The sequence below is a fragment of the Streptomyces yunnanensis genome (genome assembly GCF_029011865.1).
Classification (GTDB): Bacteria; Actinomycetota; Actinomycetes; order Streptomycetales; family Streptomycetaceae; genus Streptomyces; species Streptomyces yunnanensis.
Map to the genome: position 1 here is coordinate 7708990 of NZ_CP095749.1, position 22285 is coordinate 7731274.

1 protein-coding gene is annotated in these 22285 nt (G+C 70.8%); it reads left to right on the forward strand.

Going from position 1 to position 22285, the window contains the following annotated elements; genetic code table 11:
• Window positions 1-21: 21 nt before the first annotated feature.
• Window positions 22-22056, forward strand: a complete 22035-nt coding sequence (locus tag MOV08_RS33730) for a non-ribosomal peptide synthase/polyketide synthase (RefSeq protein ID WP_275310068.1) — start codon at window positions 22-24, stop codon at window positions 22054-22056.
• Window positions 22057-22285 lie beyond the last annotated feature (229 nt).

The window sequence follows — 22285 nt, forward strand, 5'->3', positions numbered from 1 at the left end:
AGCAGGAAGAAGGAAGAGCTCGTGATCCCGTTGTCCTTTGCGCAGCGCCGGTTGTGGTTCCTGCACAAGTTGGAGGGGGCCTCGGCTACCTACAACATGCCGCTTGCGCTGCGACTGAAGGGGGAGGTGGACACGGAGGCCCTCCGGGCCGCCCTGCTGGATGTGCTGGAGCGGCACGAGTCGCTGCGCACCGTGTTCCCCGAAGTCGAAGGTGAACCCCACCAGTTGGTGCTTGAATCGGAAGACGTCCAGCTCAACTGGGTGCACCGCACGGTGACCGAGGACGCGCTTCCGAAGGTGCTGGAGGAGGCCGCCCGCCACGCCTTCGACCTGGCATCCGAAGTCCCGGTCCGGGCCTGGCTGCTGGAGACGGGCACCAACGACTTAGTGTTGATGGTGCTCATGCATCACATAGCGGGTGATGGCTGGTCGATGGGCCCGCTCGCACGGGACATCGCCGAGGCGTACACCGCCCGTGTCGAGCGGCGCGCCCCCGGCTGGTCCGAACTTCCCGTCCAGTACGTGGACTACACCCTGTGGCAGCGCGAGCTGCTCGGCGACGAGTCCGACCCCGATAGTGTCCTCAACTGTCAAGTCAGCTATTGGAAGGACAGGTTGGCGGACCTGCCCGAGCAGGTCACCTTCCCGGCCGACCGTCCCCGCCCCGCCGTCGCCTCCTACGAGGGCGCCCAGCTGACCTTCGCACTGGACGAGGAGCTGCACCGCCGACTCGTCGAACTGGCCCGGAACGCCAACGGGACCGTGTTCATGGTGCTGCAGGCCGCCATGGCGGCCCTGCTGACCCGGCTGGGCGCAGGCTCGGACATCCCCCTCGGCAGCGGTATCGCCGGCCGTACCGACGAGGCCCTCGACGACCTCATCGGCTTCTTCGTCAACATGTTCGTGCTGCGTACGGACACCTCGGGCGACCCCGCCTTCAAGGACCTGCTCGGGCGCGTCCGCGAGGCCAGCCTGGCCGCCTACGAGCACCAGGACCTCCCGTTCGAGCACTTGGTGGAGCTCCTCAACCCCGAACGGTCGCCCGCCCACCACCCCCTCTTCCAGGTGGCGCTCGTCCTGCAGAACGCGCCCAGCGGCGCCTTCGAACTCCCCGGCATCCAGGTCCAGGCAGAGGTCCTCAGCTCCGGCACCTCCCGTTTCGACATGCTGGTCTCGCTCACCGAACGGCACCACCCGGCCGACGGCCCGCAGGGCATCGAGGTGCTGGTCGAGTACGCCACCGACCTCTTCGACCGCTCCACCGTCGAGGGCCTGCTGGCCCGGTGGACCCGTCTGCTGGAGCAGGTTGTCGAGGACCCGACGCGCACCATCGGCGAGCTCGACCTGCTGGCCGAGGCGGAGCGCAGCACGATGCTGACGGCGTGGAACGACACCGCCACCGAGGTCCCGGAAGCCTCCATGGCCGGGCTCTTCGAGAGGCAGGTCCGGCGCGCCCCCGAGTCCACCGCGGTGGTTCGCGGGACGGAAACGTTGTCATATCGCGAGCTCAACGCCCGCGCCAACCGGCTGGCCCACTGGCTGATCGAGCAGGGCGTCGGCCCCGAGCACAAGGTCGGCGTGATGCTGCCCAGGTCCGTCGACCTCGTGGTGGCCGTCCTCGCCGTCCTCAAGGCCGGCGGTGCCTACGTTCCCGTCGACCTGGAATACCCGGCCGAACGGCGTGCCTTCATCCTCGCCGATGCCGCTCCGGTGCTGTCCCTGGACGAAAAAGCACTGCACACCGATGTCTCCGGATACCCGGACACCGACCCCGACGTCACGCTGTCCATGGACCACCCCTCGTACGTCATCTACACCTCCGGCTCCACCGGCATCCCGAAGGGCGTGGTGGTCTCCCACCGTGGCGTCGCCAGCCTCGCCCACACCCAGGTCCAGATGCTGGGAATCAACCCCGCCAGCCGCGTCCTGCAGTTCGCCTCACCCAGCTTCGACACCGCGTTCTGGGACATGCTGGTCGCCTTCTCCTCCGGCGCAGCACTGGTCGTCCCCGAACGCGGCCGCCTGGTCGGCCAGGAACTCCAGACCGTGCTGGCCGAGGGACGGGTCACCCATGCGCTGATCCCACCGTCGGTCGTGGCCACCCTCCCGCCCGGCGCCAGCGAGGAACTGACCGACCTGGAATGCCTGGTGGTCGGCGCCGAGGCGGTACCGCCGGAACTGGTCGTGCGCTGGTCGCCCGGCCGCCGCGTGATGAACGCCTACGGCCCCACCGAGTCCACCGTCATCGTCACCATGGCCGGCCCGCTCGACGAGGGCGACGTACCGATCGGCCGCCCGGTGGCCAACTCCCAGGTCTACGTCCTCGACGAGGGCCTGCGCCCGGTGCCGGTGGGCGTCGCGGGCGAACTCTACGTATCGGGCGCCGGCCTTGCCCGCGGCTACGTCAAACGCGCCGCGCTCACCTCCGAGCGGTTCGTGGCCTCCCCGCTGGAGCCCGGCGCGCGGATGTACCGGACGGGAGACCTGGTCCGCTGGCGCCGCGACGGCCAGCTGGAGTACATGGGCCGGGTCGACCAGCAGGTCAAGGTCCGCGGATTCCGGATCGAGCCCGGCGAGATCGAATCGCTGCTGGTCGCCTATGAAGGCGTCCGCCAGGCCGCCGTCGTGGCCCGCGAGGACACCCCCGGCGACCAGCGTCTGGTCGCCTATGTCGTACCCGACCTGGAGGCCGCCGCGGCGGCCTCCCCTGCACCCGCCTCCGACACACCCGCCTCCGACACCGGCGCGGACGCCCAGGTCGAGGAGTGGCGCGAGATCTACGACTCGGTCTACGCCGGGTCGGGCGCCGGCCGGTTCGGCGAGGACTTCTCCGGCTGGGACAGCTCCTACACGGGCGACCCCATCCCGCTCGACGAGATGCGGGCCTGGCGGGACGCCATCGTCGACCAGGTGCGCGCCACGGGCGCCCGCCGGATCCTGGAGATCGGCGTCGGCTCGGGTCTGCTGATGGCCCACCTGGCCCCGGACGCCGAGGAATACTGGGGCACCGACCTCTCTGGCGCGGTCATCGGCCGGCTCTCCCGTCAGGTGTCCGAGGCCGGTCTCGCTGACCGGGTACGGCTGCGCTGCCAGACCGCGGACACCACCGAGGGGCTGCCCCCGGCGTACTTCGACACCGTGCTGATCAACTCGGTCGTCCAGTACTTCCCCGACGGCGGCTACCTCGCCCAGGTGATCGACCAGGCCATGGGACTGCTCGCCCCCGGCGGCCGACTGATCATCGGCGATGTCCGGAACGCCGGATCGCTGCGGGTCCTGCACGCCGCGGTCGACGCCGGCCGCGGCGCCGCCGCCCGCGCCGTCGTGGACCGCGCGGTCCTCCTGGAGAAGGAACTCGTCGCCGCACCGGAATTCTTCATCGGGATCGCCCAGCGCGACGACCGCGTCGGCGCCATCGACATCCGCCTCAAGCGCGGCGGCTACCACAACGAACTGACCCGGCACCGCTACGAGGTCATCCTCCACAAGTCACCGGACAGCACCGTCGACCTGTCCGACGCCCGGCAGCTGCCCTGGACCCCCGGCCTGGACCTGGCCGAACTGTTCGCGGACCTCAACTCCCCGGTCCGCGTCACCGGAATCCCCAACGCCCGGCTCATCGGCGAGGTGGCTGCGGAGCGCGCCCTCGACGGCCACGACGCCGAGGAGTACGGAACCGGGACCGACCCCGAAGACCTGGTGGCCTGGGGACAGGAGCGCGGCCAGCGTGTAGTCACCACCTGGTCGTCCCGGTCGGTCGCCCTCTTCGACGCCGTGATCCTCCCGGCCCAGATGAACGACGCCGTCCTCACCGGCGTCTACCTGCCGGCCACCGCGGGCGGCCCGTGGGTGAACAATCCGGCAGCCGTCCGAGCCATCGGCGAGGTGGTCGAGGCCGCCCGCGAACGTCTCGCGGAGGGCCTGCCGGACTACATGGTCCCGTCTGCCGTCATGGTCCTGGACCGGCTCCCGCTGACCCCCAACGGCAAGCTCGACCGCCGTGCCCTGCCGGTACCGGACTACGCCGCCACCGCCGGCGGCCGGGGCCCGCGCAATCCGCGGGAAGAGGTCCTCTGCGGCCTGTTCGCCGAGGTGCTGGGTGTGGAGCGGGTCGGTATCGACGACAGCTTCTTCGACCTCGGCGGGCACTCCCTCCTCGCCACCCGGCTGGTCAGTCGGGTACGGAGCGTGCTGGGCGTGGAGCTGCCGATCAAGGACGTCTTCGTCGCCCCCACCGTCGCCGGCCTCGTTGCCCGCCTCGGCGTCGGTGAGGGTCGCTCCCGCGCGGCCCTCGTACCCGCGGTGCGCCCGGACATCGTTCCGCTGTCGTTCGCCCAGCGCCGCCTCTGGTTCCTGCACAAGCTTGAAGGACCCTCCGCCACCTACAACGTGCCCCTGGTACTGCGGCTGCACGGCGCGGTGGACGCCGAGGCCCTGCACACCGCGCTCCGCGACGTCATCGCCCGCCATGAGTCGCTGCGTACCGTCTTCCCGGAAGTCGACGGCGAACCGCGGCAGCTGGTGCTGGACCCGGCCGACGTCCGCTTCGGCTGGGAACACCGGTCCCTCCCCGAGGAGGCACTCCCCCAGGCACTGGAGGAAGCGGCCCGCCATGGTTTCGAGCTGGCCGCCGAAATCCCGGTCCGAGCCTGGCTGTTCGAGAGCGGACCGGAAGAGAGCGTCCTCCTTCTCCTCGTCCACCACATTGCCGGCGACGGCTGGTCGATGGGTCCACTGGCGCGCGATGTGGTCACCGCGTACACGGTCCGTACCGAGGGCGGCGCACCGCAATGGTCGGCGCTGCCGGTCCAGTACGCCGACTACACCCTGTGGCAGCGCGAGCTGCTGGGCGAGGAGTCCGACCCGCACAGCATCTACGCCCAGCAGGTCGGCTACTGGCGGGAGCAACTGGCCGGCCTCCCCGAGCAGGTGACCTTCCCGACCGACCGGCCCCGCCCGGCCGTCGCCTCCTACGAAGGCGCCCATCTGACGTTCGCACTCGATGCCAAGCTGCACCGCCGGCTGATCAGGCTCGCTCGTCGCTCGAACGCGACGGTGTTCATGGTGTTGCAGGCCGCCATGGCGGCCTTGCTGACCCGGCTGGGTGCTGGTACGGACATCCCGCTCGGTTCGCCGATCGCCGGCCGTCGGGACGACGCGCTCGACGACCTCGTCGGCTTCTTTGTCAATACGCTCGTTCTGCGCACGGACACCTCCGGTGATCCTGGTTTCGAGGAACTCCTCGGGCGGGTCCGTGAGGCGAGCCTCGCTGCGTACGAGCACCAGGACGTGCCGTTCGAGCACCTGGTGGAGTTGCTCAACCCGCAGCGCTCCACCTCCCACCATCCTCTCTTCCAGGTCATCCTCGGCTTGCAGAACGCGGCGGAGCCGTCCTTCTCCCTCCCCGGCCTCCAGGTCGAACTCGAAGGGGTGGATCTCCAGGTCTCCCGCGCCGACTCGGTTGTCAATGTCACCGAGCGCCGCGACCGGGTGGGCAACCCCGCCGGCATCGACGTCCTGGTCGAGTACGCGACCGCGCTCTTCGACCGTTCGACGGTCGAGGGGTTGTTGGCGCGGTGGGTGCGGTTGTTGGAGCAGGTGGTGGCGGATCCGTCGTTGCCGTTGAGTCGGGTGGAGCTGCTTGGTGGGTCCGAGCGGCGGGAGTTGGTGGAGGTGTGGAGCGGTACGGGGGTTGAGGTTCCGGAGGCGACGTTGGCGGGGCTTTTCGAGGCTCGGGTGCGTTGTGTGCCGGAGGCGACTGCGGTGGTGGTCGGTGATCGGTCGGTTTCTTATGGTGAGTTGAATGTGCGGGCGAACCGGTTGGCGCATTGGCTGATCGGTGAGGGTGTTGGTCCGGAGAAGCTGGTGGCGGTGGAGTTGCCGCGCTCGGTGGATCTGGTGGTGGCGGTTCTTGGGGTCCTGAAGGCCGGTGGTGCGTACGTGCCGGTGGACCCGGACTATCCGGTGGAGCGGCGGGCGTTCATGCTGGCCGATGCCGACCCGGTGCTGGTGCTGGACGAGGCGGCGCTCGGCCGCGACCTGTCCGGCTTCTCGGATGCCGATCCTGTGGTGGACGTTGAGTTGGGTCATCCGGCCTATGTGATCTACACCTCTGGTTCTACCGGCATGCCGAAGGGTGTGGTGGTTTCCCATCGTGGTGTGGGGAGCTTGGTGTCGTCGCAGGTGGAGCGGTTCGGTGTGACGTCGGGAAGCCGGGTGCTGCAGTTCGCGTCCCCGAGTTTTGATGCTGCGTTCTCCGAGTTGGCGATGGCTCTTTCCTCGGGTGCGGCTTTGGTTGTCGCGGAGACTGGGCCGCTTGCGGGCGAGGTGCTGCTCGTGGTGCTGGAGGGTCAGCGGGTGACGCATGTGACGGTGCCGCCGTCGGTGTTGGGTGCGTTGCCGTTGGGTGTGGAGTCGGTGTTGTCGGGGTTGGAGACGGTGGTGTTGGCCGGTGAGGCGGCGTCGCCGGAGTTGGTGGCGCGGTGGGCTGCGGGCCGTCGGGTGGTCAACGCCTATGGTCCGACGGAGTCCACTGTCTGTGTGTCGATGAGTGAGGGTCTGTCGGGCGCTGGTGATGGTGTGGTGCCGATGGGACGTCCGTTGGCGAACACCCGGGTGTTCGTTCTGGATGAGGCGTTGCGTCCGGTTCCGGCGGGTGTTGCGGGTGAGTTGTACGTTTCGGGTGCTGGTTTGGCGCGTGGGTATGTCAGGCGGGCCGGGTTGACCGCGGAGCGGTTTGTTGCTTCTCCGTTCGAGTCTGGTGTGCGGATGTACCGGACCGGTGATGTGGTGCGGTGGCGTGCGGACGGCCAGTTGGAGTATGTGGGTCGTGCCGATGAGCAGGTGAAGGTGCGCGGCTTCCGGATTGAGCCCGGTGAGGTGGAGGCGCTGTTGGTCGCCTCTGCGGGGGTCCGGCAGGCAGCGGTGGTGGTCCGTGAGGACTCTCCGGGCGACCAGCGGGTCGTGGCCTACGTCGTGCCGGATGGCGAGGGGCTGGTGGATGCCGCCGTGCTGCTCGCTCAACTCGGGGAGCGGTTGCCGGCGTTCATGGTTCCCTCGGTTGTGGTGTCGCTCGATGGGCTGCCGTTGACCCCCAACGGCAAGCTGGACCGGCGGGCGCTTCCGGTACCGGACTACGCCGCCACCGCCGGTGGCCGTGGGCCGCGTACCCCGCAGGAGGAAGTCCTCTGCGGCCTGTTCGCCGAGGTGCTGGGTGTGGAGCGGGTCGGTATCGACGACAGCTTCTTCGACCTCGGCGGACACTCCCTCCTCGCCACCCGCCTGGTGAGCCGGGTGCGCAGCGTCCTGGGTGTGGAACTGCCGATCAAGGAGGTGTTCGGGGCCCCCACGGTCGCCGGCTTGGTGGCCCGACTGGATGCGGCGGGGGGGCGCTCCCGTACGGCGCTGGTCCCCGTGGCGCGGCCGGAGGTCGTGCCGCTGTCGTTCGCGCAGCGCCGGCTGTGGTTCCTGCACAAGCTGGAGGGCCCGTCCGCGACGTACAACATGCCGCTGCCGCTTCGCCTCAAGGGCGCGGTGGACGCCGAGGCGATGCGGGATGCGCTGCTCGACGTGATCGGGCGGCACGAGTCGCTGCGTACGGTGTTCCCCGAAGTGGACGGCCAGCCCGGCCAGTTGGTACTGGACCCGGCCGACGTCCGGCTCGGCTGGGAGCGGCGTACGGTGTCGAAGGCGGACCTGTCGACGGCGCTGGACGAGGCGGCCCGCCACGGGTTCGACCTGTCGTCGGAGATCCCGGTGCGGGCCTGGCTGTTCGAGGTCGGCGCGGAGGAGAGCGTCCTGTTGCTGCTGATGCACCACATCGGCAGCGACGGCTGGTCGATGGGTCCGCTGGCCCGCGACGTGGTCACCGCGTACACGGCACGGGCCGAACGCCAGGTCCCGGAGTGGTCCCCGCTTCCGGTCCAGTACGCCGACTACACCCTCTGGCAGCGCGAGCTGCTGGGTGATGCGTCCGACGAGAACAGCCTGTTCGAGAGCCAGGTCGGCTACTGGCGCAAGCAGCTCGACGGGCTGCCCGAGCAGGTCACCTTCCCCGCCGACCGGCCCCGCCCGGCCGTCGCCTCCTACCAGGGCGCGCTGCTCTCGTTCGAGCTGGACGCGGAGCTGCACCGGCGGATGGTCGGGCTGGCCCGCCGTTCGAACGCCACGGTGTTCATGGTGTTGCAGGCGGCGATGGCGGCGCTTCTGACGCGGCTGGGCGCCGGTACGGACATCGCGCTCGGTTCGCCGATCGCCGGCCGTCGGGACGATGCGCTGGACGACTTGGTCGGCTTCTTCATCAATACGTTGGTGTTGCGCACGGACACCTCTGGTGACCCTGCCTTTGAGGAGTTGTTGGGCCGGGTTCGGGAGGCGAGCCTGGCGGCGTACGAGCACCAGGACGTGCCGTTCGAGCACCTGGTGGAGCTGCTCAACCCGCAGCGTTCGACGTCCCATCACCCGCTCTTCCAGGTCATCCTCGGCCTGCAGAACGCCCCCGAGGCGGCCTTCGCCCTCCCCGGCCTCCAGGTCGAACTGGAGGGCCTGGACCTGAACGTGGCCAAGGCCGACCTTGAGCTGAACGTCATCGAGCGCCGCGATGCGGACGGCGAGCCCGCGGGCGTGATCTCGGCCGTCCAGTACGCCACCGATCTGTTTGACCGGGGCACGGTCGAGGGGTTGTTGGCGCGTTGGGTGCGGTTGTTGGAGCAGGTGGTGGCGGATCCGTCGCTGCCGATCGGGCGGGTGGAGTTGCTCGGTGAGGCCGAGCGGCGGGAGCTGGTGACGGCGTGGAACGACACTGCGGTGGAGGTTCCCGAGCTGACGCTGTCCGAGTTGTTCGAGACCCAGGCACGGCGGGCTCCGGATGCGATCGCCCTGGTGAGCGGCGACGAGTCCCTCTCGTACGGGGAGTTGAACGCGCGGGCGAACCGGTTGGCGCACTGGTTGGTCGGTGAGGGTGTTGGTCCGGAGAAGCTGGTTGCGGTGGTGTTGCCGCGTTCGGTGGATCTGGTGGTGGCGGTGTTGGCCGTTCTCAAGGCCGGTGGTGCGTACGTGCCGGTGGACCCGGAGTATCCGGTGGAGCGGCGGGCGTTCATGCTGGCCGATGCCGACCCGGTGCTGGTGCTGGACGAGGCGGCGCTCGGCCGCGACCTGTCCGGCTTCTCGGATGCCGATCCTGTGGTGGACGTTGAGTTGGGTCATCCGGCCTATGTGATCTACACCTCTGGTTCTACCGGCATGCCGAAGGGTGTGGTGGTTTCCCATCGTGGTGTGGGGAGCTTGGTGTCGTCGCAGGTGGAGCGGTTCGGTGTGACGTCGTCGAGTCGGGTGTTGCAGTTCGCGTCGCCGAGCTTCGACGCCGCGTTCTCCGAGCTGGCGATGGCCCTCACCTCCGGGGCTGTGTTGGTGCTGCCGGAGGCCGGTGGACTGGCTGGTGATGCGCTCGTGGACGCACTGACTGCGCACCGGGTGACGCATGTGACGGTGCCGCCGTCGGTGTTGGGTGCGTTGCCGTTGGGTGTGGAGTCGGTGTTGTCGGGGTTGGAGACGGTGGTGTTGGCCGGTGAGGCGGCGTCGCCGGAGTTGGTGGCGCGGTGGGCTGCGGGCCGTCGGGTGGTCAACGCCTATGGTCCGACGGAGTCCACTGTCTGTGTGTCGATGAGTGAGGGTCTGTCGGGCGCTGGTGATGGTGTGGTGCCGATGGGACGTCCGTTGGCGAACACCCGGGTGTTCGTTCTGGATGAGGCGTTGCGTCCGGTTCCGGCGGGTGTTGCGGGTGAGTTGTACGTTTCGGGTGCTGGTTTGGCGCGTGGGTATGTCAGGCGGGCCGGGTTGACCGCGGAGCGGTTTGTTGCTTCTCCGTTCGAGTCTGGTGTGCGGATGTACCGGACCGGTGATGTGGTGCGGTGGCGTGCGGACGGCCAGTTGGAGTATGTGGGTCGTGCCGATGAGCAGGTGAAGGTGCGCGGCTTCCGGATTGAGCCCGGTGAGGTGGAGGCGCTGTTGGTCGCCTCTGCGGGGGTCCGGCAGGCAGCGGTGGTGGTCCGTGAGGACTCTCCGGGCGACCAGCGGGTCGTGGCCTACGTCGTGCCGGATGGCGAGGGGCTGGTGGATGCCGCCGTGCTGCTCGCTCAACTCGGGGAGCGGTTGCCGGCGTTCATGGTTCCCTCGGTTGTGGTGTCGCTCGATGGGCTGCCGTTGACCCCCAACGGCAAGCTGGACCGGCGGGCGCTTCCGGTACCGGACTACGCCGCCACCGCCGGTGGCCGTGGGCCGCGTACCCCGCAGGAGGAAGTCCTCTGCGGCCTGTTCGCCGAGGTGCTGGGTGTGGAGCGGGTCGGTATCGACGACAGCTTCTTCGACCTCGGCGGACACTCCCTCCTCGCCACCCGCCTGGTCAACCGCGTCCGCTCCGAGCTGGATGTGGAGATCCCCTTCTATGTGATGTTCGAGTCGCCGACGGTGGCCGGGCTGGTGGAGGAGTTGGGGCTCGGTGGCGGCGTCACGCGGACCGCGCTGGCGCCAATGGCGCGGCCCGACGTCGTGCCGCTGTCGTTCGCGCAGCGCCGGCTGTGGTTCCTGCACAAGCTGGAGGGCCCGTCCGCGACGTACAACATGCCGCTGCCGCTTCGCCTCAAGGGCGCGGTGGACGCCGAGGCGATGCGGGATGCGCTGCTCGACGTGATCGGGCGGCACGAGTCGCTGCGCACCGTCTTCGGCGAGACCGACGGCGAGCCGTACCAGGTGGTGCGGGACGCCGCGGACGCCGGGTTCGGCTGGGAGCGGCGTTCGGTGTCGGAGGCGGAGCTGCCGGCGGCGCTGGAGGAGGCGGCCCGGCACGGGTTCGACCTGGCCACCGAGATACCCTTCCGTGCCTGCCTGTTCGAGATCGGGCCGGATGACTGTGTGCTGTTGTTGCTGCTGCACCACATCGCCGGTGACGGCTGGTCGATGGGTGCGCTGGCCCGCGACACGGTGGAGGCGTACCGGGCACGGAAGCAGGGCGACGCCCCGCAGTGGCCGGACCTTCCCGTGCAGTACATCGACTACACCCTGTGGCAGCGGGAACTCCTCGGTGACGAGGATGCCCCGGAGAGCCTGTACGGCCGGCAGCTGGCGTACTGGCGGGAGACCCTGGCGGGGCTGCCCGAGCAGATCAGCCTGCCCGCCGACCGGTCCCGCCCGGCGCAGGCGTCGTCCGTGGGCGCGTCGGTGAACTTCACGCTCGGCGCGGAACTGCACCAGCGGCTGGCGGAGCTGGCCCGGGAGTCGGGTGCCACGGTCTTCATGGCCGTACAGGCGGCGATGGCGGCCCTGCTGACGCGGCTGGGCGCCGGTACGGACATTCCGCTGGGTTCGCCGATCGCCGGGCGCCGGGACGAGGCGCTGGACGACCTCGTCGGGTTCTTCGTCAACACGTTGGTGTTGCGCACCGACACCTCCGGTGACCCAGGGTTCGAGGAGCTTCTGGGCCGGGTTCGGGAGGCGAGCCTGGCGGCGTACGAGCACCAGGACGTGCCGTTCGAGCACCTGGTGGAGCTGCTCAACCCGCAGCGGTCGAGCTCCCATCACCCGCTGTTCCAGGTGATGTTGGTCCTCCAGGACAACCCGGTCGCGGAGTTCGGGCTGCCGGGTCTGGAGGTCAGCGGGGAGCCGGTCGACATCGAGACCGCCAAGGTCGACCTGTCGGTCAATGTGATGGAGCGTCATGACACGGCCGGAACCCCGGCCGGCATCGTGGGCGCGATCAAGTACTCCACCGATCTGTTCGACCGGGCCACGGTCGAGGGGCTGTTGGCCCGCTGGACCCGTCTGCTGGAGCAGGTGGTGGCGGATCCGTCGCTGCCGATCGGGCGGGTGGAGTTGCTCGGTGAGGCCGAGCGGCAGGAACTGGTGACGGCGTGGAACGACACTGCGGTGGAGGTTCCCGAGCTGACGCTGTCCGAGTTGTTCGAGACCCAGGCACGGCGGGCTCCGGATGCGATCGCCCTGGTGAGCGGCGACGAGTCCCTCTCGTACGGGGAGTTGAACGCGCGGGCGAACCGGCTGGCGCACTGGCTGGTCGGCGAGGGGGTCGGTCCGGAGAAGCTGGTTGCGGTGGTGCTGCCGCGCTCGGTGGAGCTGATCGTGGCGCTGCTCGCGGTCCTCAAGGCCGGTGGTGCGTATGTGCCGGTGGATCCGGACTATCCGGCGGAGCGGCGGGCGTTCATGCTGGCCGACGCTGACCCGGTGCTGGTGCTGGACGAGGCGGCGCTCGGCCGCGACCTGTCCGGCTTCCCGGACGAGGACCCCGAGGTCGAGGTGGCGATGGAGCACCCGGCCTACGTCATCTACACCTCCGGCTCGACCGGCACACCCAAGGGCGTGATGGTGGAGCACCGGGCGGTCGCCAACTACCTCAACTGGACCGCCCACCACTATCCGGCGGCCCGCGGCGCGACGCTGGTTCCCACCTCGATCGCCTTCGACCTGACCGTCACCGGCCTCTACACCACCCTCACCGTCGGCGGCCGGGTCTACCTCGACGCGCTGGACGACCTCGCACACCGCGAGAACGCCGTCCCGGTGGCGTTCCTGAAGGCCACCCCGTCCCATCTGCCGCTGCTGGGCGACCTGCCGAAGCAGTGGTCGCCGGGCGAGATGCTGATCCTGGGCGGCGAGGCGCTGTCCGGTGAGGTGCTGGCGCAGTGGCGCAGGGAACACCGGCGGGTCACCGTCGTCAACGCCTACGGGCCGACCGAGACCACCGTCAACTGCACCGAGTACCGCGTCGGGCCGAAGGAGAAGCTGCCCGAGGGGCCGGTGCCGATCGGCAAGCCGTTCTGGAACACGCGGGCCTATGTGCTCGACGAGCGGCTCCGGCCGGTTCCGACGGGTGTGGTCGGTGAGCTGTATGTCGCGGGTGCGCAGCTGGCCCGCGGCTACCTGGGCCAGCCCGGGCTGACCGCGGAGCGCTTCCTGGCCAGCCCGTTCGAGCCCGGGGTGCGGATGTACCGGACCGGCGACCTGGCGCGCTGGCGGCCGGACGGGAACCTGGAGTACGCCGGCCGGGCCGACGAACAGCTCAAGATCCGCGGCTTCCGGATCGACCCGGGGGAGATCGCGGCGACCCTGCAGGACCACCCCGACGTCCGCCAGGCCGCCGTCGCGGCTCGCGAGACGGACCAGGGGGACACCCAGCTCGTCGGCTACGCCGTCCCGAACAAGGACACCGGCACGGCCGGGCTCGACACCGCTGCGCTCCGCGCCTACCTGGCGGAGCGGCTGCCCGAGTACATGGTCCCGGCGGCGGTGGTGGCCCTCGATGCGATCCCGTTGACGCCGAACGGAAAGCTGGACCGCCGGGCGCTGCCCGCACCGGACTTCGGCGCCCTCAGCACCGGCCGCGCCCCGCGCACACCGCAGGAAGAGCTGCTGTGCGGGCTGTTCGCCGGGGTCCTGGGGGTGGATCGGGTCGGCATCGACGACAGTTTCTTCGCGCTGGGCGGGCACTCGCTGCTCGCCACCCGGCTGGTCAGCCGGATCCGCGCGGCCCTGGGCGTGGAGATCCCGATCTCCGAGGTCTTCGCCTCGCCGACCGTGGCCGGGCTGGCCACCCGGCTCGATGCCGGCGGCCGGGCTCGTACGGCGCTGGCGCCGATGCCGAGGCCGGACGCGGTGCCGCTGTCCTTCGCGCAGCGCCGCCTGTGGTTCCTGCACCAGCTGGAGGGGCCCTCGGCGGCGTACAACTGGCCGTTCGCGATGCGGCTGTCCGGCGAGCTGGACCGGGAGGCCCTTCAGGAGGCGCTGCAGGACCTGGTGGCCCGCCACGAGTCGCTGCGGACGGTGTTCCGCGCCACCGACGGCGAGCCCCGGCAGGTGGTGCTCGATCCTGCTGAGGCCCAACTGTCGCTGACTGTCGAGGAGCTGGCTCCGGAGCGGCTGCACCGGGCCGTACAGGAGGCCGCCGGCCACCGCTTCGTCCTGGACTCCGAACCGCCCGTACGGGCCTGGCTGTTCGTCCCGGTCGCGGGCCACGGGCCGGCGGGTGACGAGGAGCGCGACCCGGTGCTGGTGCTGCTGATGCACCACATCGTCGCCGACGGCGCCTCGCGGGCACCGCTGATGCGGGACCTCGCCGCCGCGTACGAGGCGCGGCTGGCCGGCTCGCTCCCCGGCGGGCAGCCGCTGCCGGTGCAGTACGTGGACTACGCGATCTGGCAGCAGGAACTCCTGGGCCGTGCCGACGACCCCGACAGCCTGGTGTCGCAGCAGCTCACCTACTGGAAGGAAGCACTGGACGGCATCCCGTCGCTGCTGGAACTGCCCACCGACCGCCCGCGGCCGGCGATCGCCGGCTACCACGGCGACTTCCTGCCCTTGACCCTCGACGCCGAACTCCACGCCGGGCTGCGCAAGGTCGCCGCGGACACCCGCGCCACCCTCTTCATGGTGCTGCAGGCCGGCTTCGCCGCCTTGCTCACCCGACTCGGCGCCGGCCCCGACATCCCCGTCGGCGTGCCGATCGCGGGCCGTACCGACGAGGCCCTGGCCGACCTCGTGGGGTTCTTCGTCAACACCCTCGTCCTGCGCACCGACACCGCCGGCAACCCGCCGTTCGAGACGCTCCTCGGCCGCGCCCGGGACACCGCGCTCGGCGCCTACGCACACCAGGACCTGCCGTTCGAGTACCTCGTGGAGGCGCTGAACCCGGTCCGGTCGCAGGCGAGCAACGCCCTGTTCCAGGTGATGTTCGCGCTCCAGAACACCGAGACCGCCACCCTGCGCATGCAGGACATCGAGGTCACGCCGTATCCGCTGGACAGTGAGAGCGCCAAGTTCGACCTCTTCCTCAGCCTGACCGAGGTCCTGGACGACGACGGCGCACCCGCCGGACTCAGCGCGACCCTGGAGTACGCCACCGAACTCTTCGACCGGGCCACGGTGCTGCGGATCGCCGCCTGGTACGAGCGGTTCCTGCGCGCCGTGGTGCGTGACCCGGCGGCGCGCATCGGCGACATCGAACTGCTCTCCGCCGACGAACGGACCACGGCGCTCCAGTCCCGCAACGGCACCGCGACCGAGCCGCCCTCCGAGTGGCCGCACCAGAAGATCGCCCGGCAGGCGGCCCGGACCCCGGATGCGCTCGCGGTCCGCGCCGGCCACGAGGAGGTGACATACGGGCAGTTGAACCGGCGCGCCAACCAGCTGGCACGGCTGCTCCTCGACCACGGCATCGGCCACGAGTGCGTGGTGGCATTGGCGCTGCCCCGGTCGACGGACCTGGTCGTCGCCCTGCTGGCGGTCCAGAAGGCCGGCGCGACCTACCTGCCGCTGGACCCTGCCCACCCCGCCGACCGGCTGGCGTACCTCGTCGGGGACGCCGCACCCGCCGCGCTGATCACCACGGCCGCGGTCCGCGCGACCCTGCCCGAACCGCTGCCGGAACTCTCCATCCAGCTCGGTGACCCCGAGGCCGAGCGCCGGCTGACGGCCCTGGCGGACACCGACGTGACCGACGCCGACCGGCGCACCCCTGTCCACCCGGCCCACGCCGCCTACGTCATCTACACCTCCGGCTCCACCGGCTACCCCAAGGGTGTGGTGGTCTCCCACGCGAACCTCGCCCACTTCCTCGACGCGGTCACCGCACGCGTCCCGCTGACACCCGACGACCACATGGTGGCCGCGACCACCATCACCTTCGACATCGCGGCCGTGGAGATCTACGCACCGCTGCTCGGTGGCGCCAGCGTGGAGATCGCCACCGACCGGGTCGGCAAGGACCCGGTCGCCCTGCGCCGGCTGATCACCGAGTGCGGTGCGACCGTCTTCCAGGCCACCCCGTCCATGTACCGCTCGCTGCTGGCCCAGGACCTCGGGGGACTGGCCGGCGTCCGGCTGCTGGTCGGCGGCGAGGCCCTGCCCGCCGCCCTGGCCGAGCAGCTGCACGCCCAGGGCGGCGGCGCGGTCAACCTCTACGGCCCGACCGAGGCCACCGTCTGGATCACCGCCGCCGACGTGACCGGCCCGGAACGCCCGCCGCTGATCGGCCTGCCGCTGAACAACGCCCGGGTGTACGTCCTGGACGACCGGCTGCGGCCGGTACCCGACGGCGTCGCCGGCGAGCTGTACCTGGCCGGCCCGTTCCTGGCCCGCGGCTACCTCGACCGGCGCGCCCTGACCGCCGAACGCTTCGTGGCCACCCCCTACGGGACGCCCGGCGAGCGCATGTACCGCACCGGCGACCTCGTCAAATGGCGCGCCGACGGCGGCCTGGAGTTCCTCGGCCGGGCCGACGACCAGGCCAAGGTCCGCGGCTTCCGTATCGAACTCGGCGAGATCGAGGCCGCGCTCTCCCGGCAGCCCGGCATCGCCGCGGCCACCGTCATGGTCCGCGAGGACGGCGGCACCCCGCAGCTCGTCGGCTATGTCGTCCCCGACCAGGACCGGTCGGAGGGCCGCGACCGCGCCGAGGACCGCCGTCAGGTGGCGTCCTGGCAGGAGGTCTACGACGCGGTCTACCGCGACCAGGCGGCCGGCGGCGGCTTCTGGGAGGACTTCGGGATCTGGAAGAGCAGCTACGACGGCACCCCGATCCCGCTCACCGAGATGCACGAGTGGCGCTCCGCGGCCGTCGACGCGATCCTCCGCCTCGCCCCGCGCCACGTCCTCGAACTCGGCGTCGGCAACGGCCTGATCCTCTCCCAGGTCGCCCCGCACGTCGATGCCTACTGGGGCACCGACCTCTCGGCGCCGGCCGTCGAGAGCCTGCGCGCGCGAACGGCCGGCGACCCGGAACTGGCCGGCCGGACCGAACTCCGCGCCCAGCCCGCCGACGACACCACCGGCCTGCCGGAGGGCTACTTCGACACCATCGTCCTCAACTCCGTCGCCCAGTACTTCCCGCACGCCGACTACCTCACCGACGTCATCCGCAAGAGCCTGGACCTGCTCGCCCCCGGCGGCGCGCTCTTCCTCGGCGACATCCGCAACCTGCGGCTGCTGCGCCACCTCCAGGCCGGGGTGACCGCCCGCCGGCTGGGCCCGGACGCCGATCCGGACGCCGCCCGGGCACTGCTGGAGCAGAAGGTCGCCGACGAGGAGGAACTCCTGCTCGCCCCGGACTACTTCGTCCGACTCGGCGAGACCCTGGACGACATCGGCGGCGTCGACATCCGGCTCAAGCGCGCCGGCCACGCCAACGAACTCTCCCGCTACCGCTACGACGTCGTGCTGCACAAGTCCCCGGCCGGTGCTGCACCGCTCGCCGACCTGCCGGAGCTGACCTGGGACGCGGCGGGCGCCACTGCGGACGGGCTCACCGCCGCCCTGCGCGCCCACCCGGACGGGCTGCGGCTGACCGATGTGCCCAACGCCCGGCTGCTCGCCGACCACACCGCACTGCGCGCCATCGAAGGCGGCGGCGATACCGGCGCGCCGATCCCGCCCACCCCCGGCCTGGACCCGGAGGCGGTGCACGACCTCGCCGCCGCCCACGGCATGGACGCCGTGACCACCTGGGCCGAGTCCGGCCGTGACGACCGCTTCGACGCGGTCCTCCGGCCCGCCGGCGGCACCACCCCGGTGGCCGCCTACCGCGGCTCCGCCACCACCCGCGCCGCCGCCCCGTACGCCAACAGCCCCGCCCGGTCCCGCCGGCTGCTCGACCTCAACCGGGAACTCCGGTCCGGGCTGCGCAGCTGGCTGCCCGAGTACATGGTCCCGGCCGCCTTCGTCGTCCTCGACCGGCTGCCGCTGTCCCCGATCGGCAAGCTCGACCGCAAGGCCCTGCCCGCCCCCGACTACGGGGCGCTCAGCGTCGGCCGAGAGCCCCGGACCCCTCAGGAAGCCGAACTGTGCGGCCTGTTCGCCGAGGTCCTCGGCCTGGAGCGGGTCGGCATCGACGACAGCTTCTTCGACCTCGGCGGGCACTCCCTGCTCGCCACCCGCCTGGTCAGCAGGATCCGCGCGGTGTTCGGAGTGGAGGTGCCCATCGGCACCGTCTTCGACGATCCCACCGTCGCCGGACTCGCCCAGCGGCTGGACGGCAGCGGACAGGCCCGCGCCGCACTGGTGCCGATGGCCCGCTCCGAGGCCGTACCGCTGTCGTACGCGCAGCGCCGGCTGTGGTTCCTGCACCAGCTGGAGGGCCCCTCGGCGACCTACAACATGCCGCTGGCGCTGCGGCTGACCGGCCGGATCGATCAGCAGGCGCTGCACGCCGCGCTGCGCGACGTCGTCGCCCGGCACGAGTCGCTGCGCACCGTCTTCCCCGAAGTCGGCGGTGAGCCACGGCAGTTGGTGCTCGACCCGGACCGGGCCGACATCGGCTGGGAGGTCCGGACGCTCGACGAGAGCGAACTGCCCGCGGCACTGGAGGCCGCCGCCCGCCACGGATTCGACCTCGCCACCGAGCCGCCGGTCCGCGCCTGGCTCTTCAGGACCGGACCCGACCGCCATGTCCTGCTGGTCCTGATGCACCACATCGCGTCCGACGGCTGGTCTCTGGCCCCGCTCGCCAAGGACCTGGTCACCGCGTACACCGCCCGGCAGGACGGCGCCGCGCCCCAGTGGCGCGAACTTCCGGTGCAGTACGCCGACTTCACCCTCTGGCAGCGGGAGGTCCTCGGCAGCGAGGACAACCCGGACAGCGCCCTCGCCCAGCAGGTCGCCTTCTGGCGGCGGATGCTGGCCGGCGCCCCCGAGGAACTGGCCCTCCCCACTTCCCGGCCCCGCCCGGACCAGCCCAGCCACCGCGGCGAGACCGTCGGCTTCGAACTGCCCGCCGAGGTCCACCGCGGCCTGGTGGAGCTGGCGGCCCGCACCGGCACCAGCGTCTTCATGACGCTCCAGGCCACCATGGGGGTCCTGCTCTCCCGGCTCGGCGCCGGCGACGACATCGTCATGGGCGCCCCGATCGCCGGCCGCACCGACGAGGCCCTCGACGACCTGATCGGATTCTTCGTCAACACCCTGGTGCTGCGCACCGATCTGTCGGGCAACCCCGGTTTCACCGAACTGCTCGCCCGGGTCCGCCGTACCGACCTCGCCGTCTACGCCCATCAGGACCTCTCGTTCGAGCGGCTGGTGGAGCTCATCAACCCGGACCGGTCGTCGTCCCGGCACCCGCTGTTCCAGGTGATGATGTCCCTCGGCAACACCGGACGACCGGAACTGACCCTGCCCGGACTCGACGTCGGTTTCGCCGACGCCGGCACCGGAGCCGCCAAGTTCGACCTGGACTTCCTGTTCAGCGAGAGCTTCACCGACGACGGCGCCCCCGCCGGACTCGGCGGCGTCCTGCGCTACGCCACCGACCTGTTCGACCCGGACGCCGCACAGGCCATCGTGACCCGCCTCGGCATGGTCGCGGAGGCCGTCACCGCCGACTCGGAGCGGCCCGTCGGCGAGATCGAGATCCTCACCGACGCTGAACGGCACACCGCCCTGGAGGAGTGGAACGCCACCGACCACCCCGTCCCGGACACCACCCTCGTCGGCCTCTTCGAGCAGTGCGCCGCGGCTCACCCGCACGCGATCGCCGTCGAGTCCGGGGGCACCCGGCTCACCTACGCGCAGCTCAACGCCTGCGCCAACCAACTCGCCCGGCACCTCGTCCGGGCCGGCGCCGGCCCGGAGCAGTTCATCGGCCTGGCCGTGCCCACCTCGGTCGAGACCCTGGTGGCCCTCCTCGCGGTCCTCAAGTCCGGCGCCGCCTACCTGCCCCTCGACCTCAAGCACCCGGCCGACCGGCTCGCGCACGCCCTCGACGACACCCGGCCGCGCCAGCTGCTCACCACGACCGAGGCGCAGACCCTGCTCCCGGACACCGACCACCCCCGGCTGCTGCTGGACTCCCCGGAGACCACCGAGCTGCTCGCCGCCCTGCCGTCGCACGACCTCACCGACGCCGACCGCACCACCCCGCTACGGCCCGGCAACCCCGCCTACGTCATCCGCACCTCCGGATCGACCGGGCGCCCCAAGGGCGTGGTGGTCGAGCACCGCTCGGTGGTCAACTACCTGACCTGGACGACGGAGCACTACCCCGCCGCCCGTGGAGCGACCGTGGTGCACTCCACGCTCGCCTTCGACCTCACCGTCACCACGCTCTACACCACCCTGCTCAGTGGCGGCCGGGTCCACCTCACCGCCCTGGAGGACCTCCCGGCCGGGGAACAGCCCGCCGAGGACGCACCGCTCACCTTCCTCAAGGCGACCCCGTCGCATCTGCCGCTGCTGGCGGCCCTGCCCGACCGTTGGTCACCGGCCGAGCTGCTCATCCTCGGCGGCGAGGCGCTCACCGGCGCGGCGGTCGCCCCCTGGCGCGCCGTCCATCCCGACGTCACCCTCGTCAACGCCTACGGACCCACCGAACTCACCGTCAACTGCGCCGAGTTCGAGATCCCGCCGGGCGCCGAGCTGCCGTCCGGACCGGTACCGATCGGCCGGCCGTTCTGGAACATGCGCGCCTACGTCCTCGACGCCGGGCTGCGACCCGTACCGCCGGGCGTGGTGGGCGAGCTGTACGTCTCCGGTGCCCAGGTCGCCCGCGGTTACCTCGGCCGCCCGGGGCTCACCGCCGAACGGTTCGTGCCCAGCCCCTTCGAGCCCGGGGTGCGGATGTACCGCACCGGCGACCTGGCACGCCGGCGCCCCGACGGGCAGTTGGAGTTCGCCGGCCGCGCGGACGAACAGGTCAAGGTCCGCGGCTTCCGCATCGAACCCGGCGAGGTCGCTGCCGTCCTGACCGCGCACCCCTCGGTACGCCAGGCGGTGGTCGTCGCCCGCGAGGACGGCGCCACCGGAGTGCAGCTGGTGGGCTACGCCGTCCCCGCCGACCCCACGGCCGGACTGGACGCACGGGAACTGCGGGCGCACATCGCGGCCCAACTCCCCGACTACATGGTCCCGTCCGCGGTCGTCGCCCTCGACGAGGTGCCGCTGACCCCCAACGGCAAACTGGACCGCAAGGCCCTGCCCGCCCCTGACTTCACCGGCGCCGGCCCAGGGCGCGCGCCCCGCACCCCGCGCGAGGAAGTGCTCAGCGGACTGTTCGCCGAGGTCCTCGGCCTGGACCGGGTCGGCATCGACGACAGCTTCTTCGACCTCGGCGGCCACTCGCTGCTCGCCACCCGCCTGATGAGCCGGATCCGCAGCGTCCTCGGTGTGGACCTGCCGCTGCGGGCACTCTTCGGCACGCCCACCGTGGCCGGGCTCGCCGACCGGTTCGACACCGGCGGCGAGGAGAACGCCCTCGAAGTCCTGCTCCCGCTACGGACCGCGGGCCGGCACCGTCCGCTGTTCTGCATCCACCCCGGCAGCGGCCTCGGCTGGACCTATGCCGGACTCCTGCAGTACATCGACCAGGACATCCCGGTCCACGCGCTCCAGGCCCGCGGCCTGACCGGCAGCGAGGAACTCCCGGATACCGTCGAGGAAATGGCCGAGGACTACCTGGAGCACATTCTCCGGGTCCAGCCCGAAGGCCCCTATTACCTCCTCGGCTGGTCGTTCGGCGGCGTGGTCGCACACACTCTGGCGGGACTACTGGAAAAGAGCGGCCGACAGGTGGCCCAACTGACCCTGCTCGACTGCCATCCGGTCAATCCGGTGAGCCGCCGGGAAGTGGAAGAGGCGATGACCAAGGTCCGGGTGGCCGACGTCTACCGGGCCATGCTGGATCTCTTCGACGTCGAACTCGACGACGAGGAAACCGAAAACCTCACCCACGAGAACGCCATGAGCATGCTGCGTGCCAAGAACTCCGCACTGGCCGGCCTCACCGAGACCGAGGCCAAGGCCCTCATGGAGGTCACCCTGAACAACTCACTCCTGGGCATCGACGCCACCCCGCAGCCGGTTGCCGCGCCCACGCTCATCCTGGCCGCGACCGGGGGAGAACACGACCACACGCTGGAACCCGGGGTCTGGGACCGCTATCTCACCGGCCCCGTCGAATTTCGGAGGACAGCCTGCAGGCACACGCACATGATGAACCCCGAACCACTGCGGGAGATCGGCCCGATCATCGCGGAAAAACTTCGGAAAAACCTCACCGACGGGTCCTGAACCACCCCGCGGTGAAACGAGGTACCGGCCCGTATGGCAGCTTTCCCTGCCGTACGGGCGGGCCGCTCCACGCATTCCCGCCCGTGGAGTCCGTACCCGAGAAATCCCTTACCAGCGCGTCTTGTTGACCTTGACGCTGTCCCGGGCGAATGGTTGACTCGAACGCCTACGGGCCTCTTGTGACCCGCCCGGGAGATATTCAGAAGTCCCGGCCGAAAAAACTGGTTGC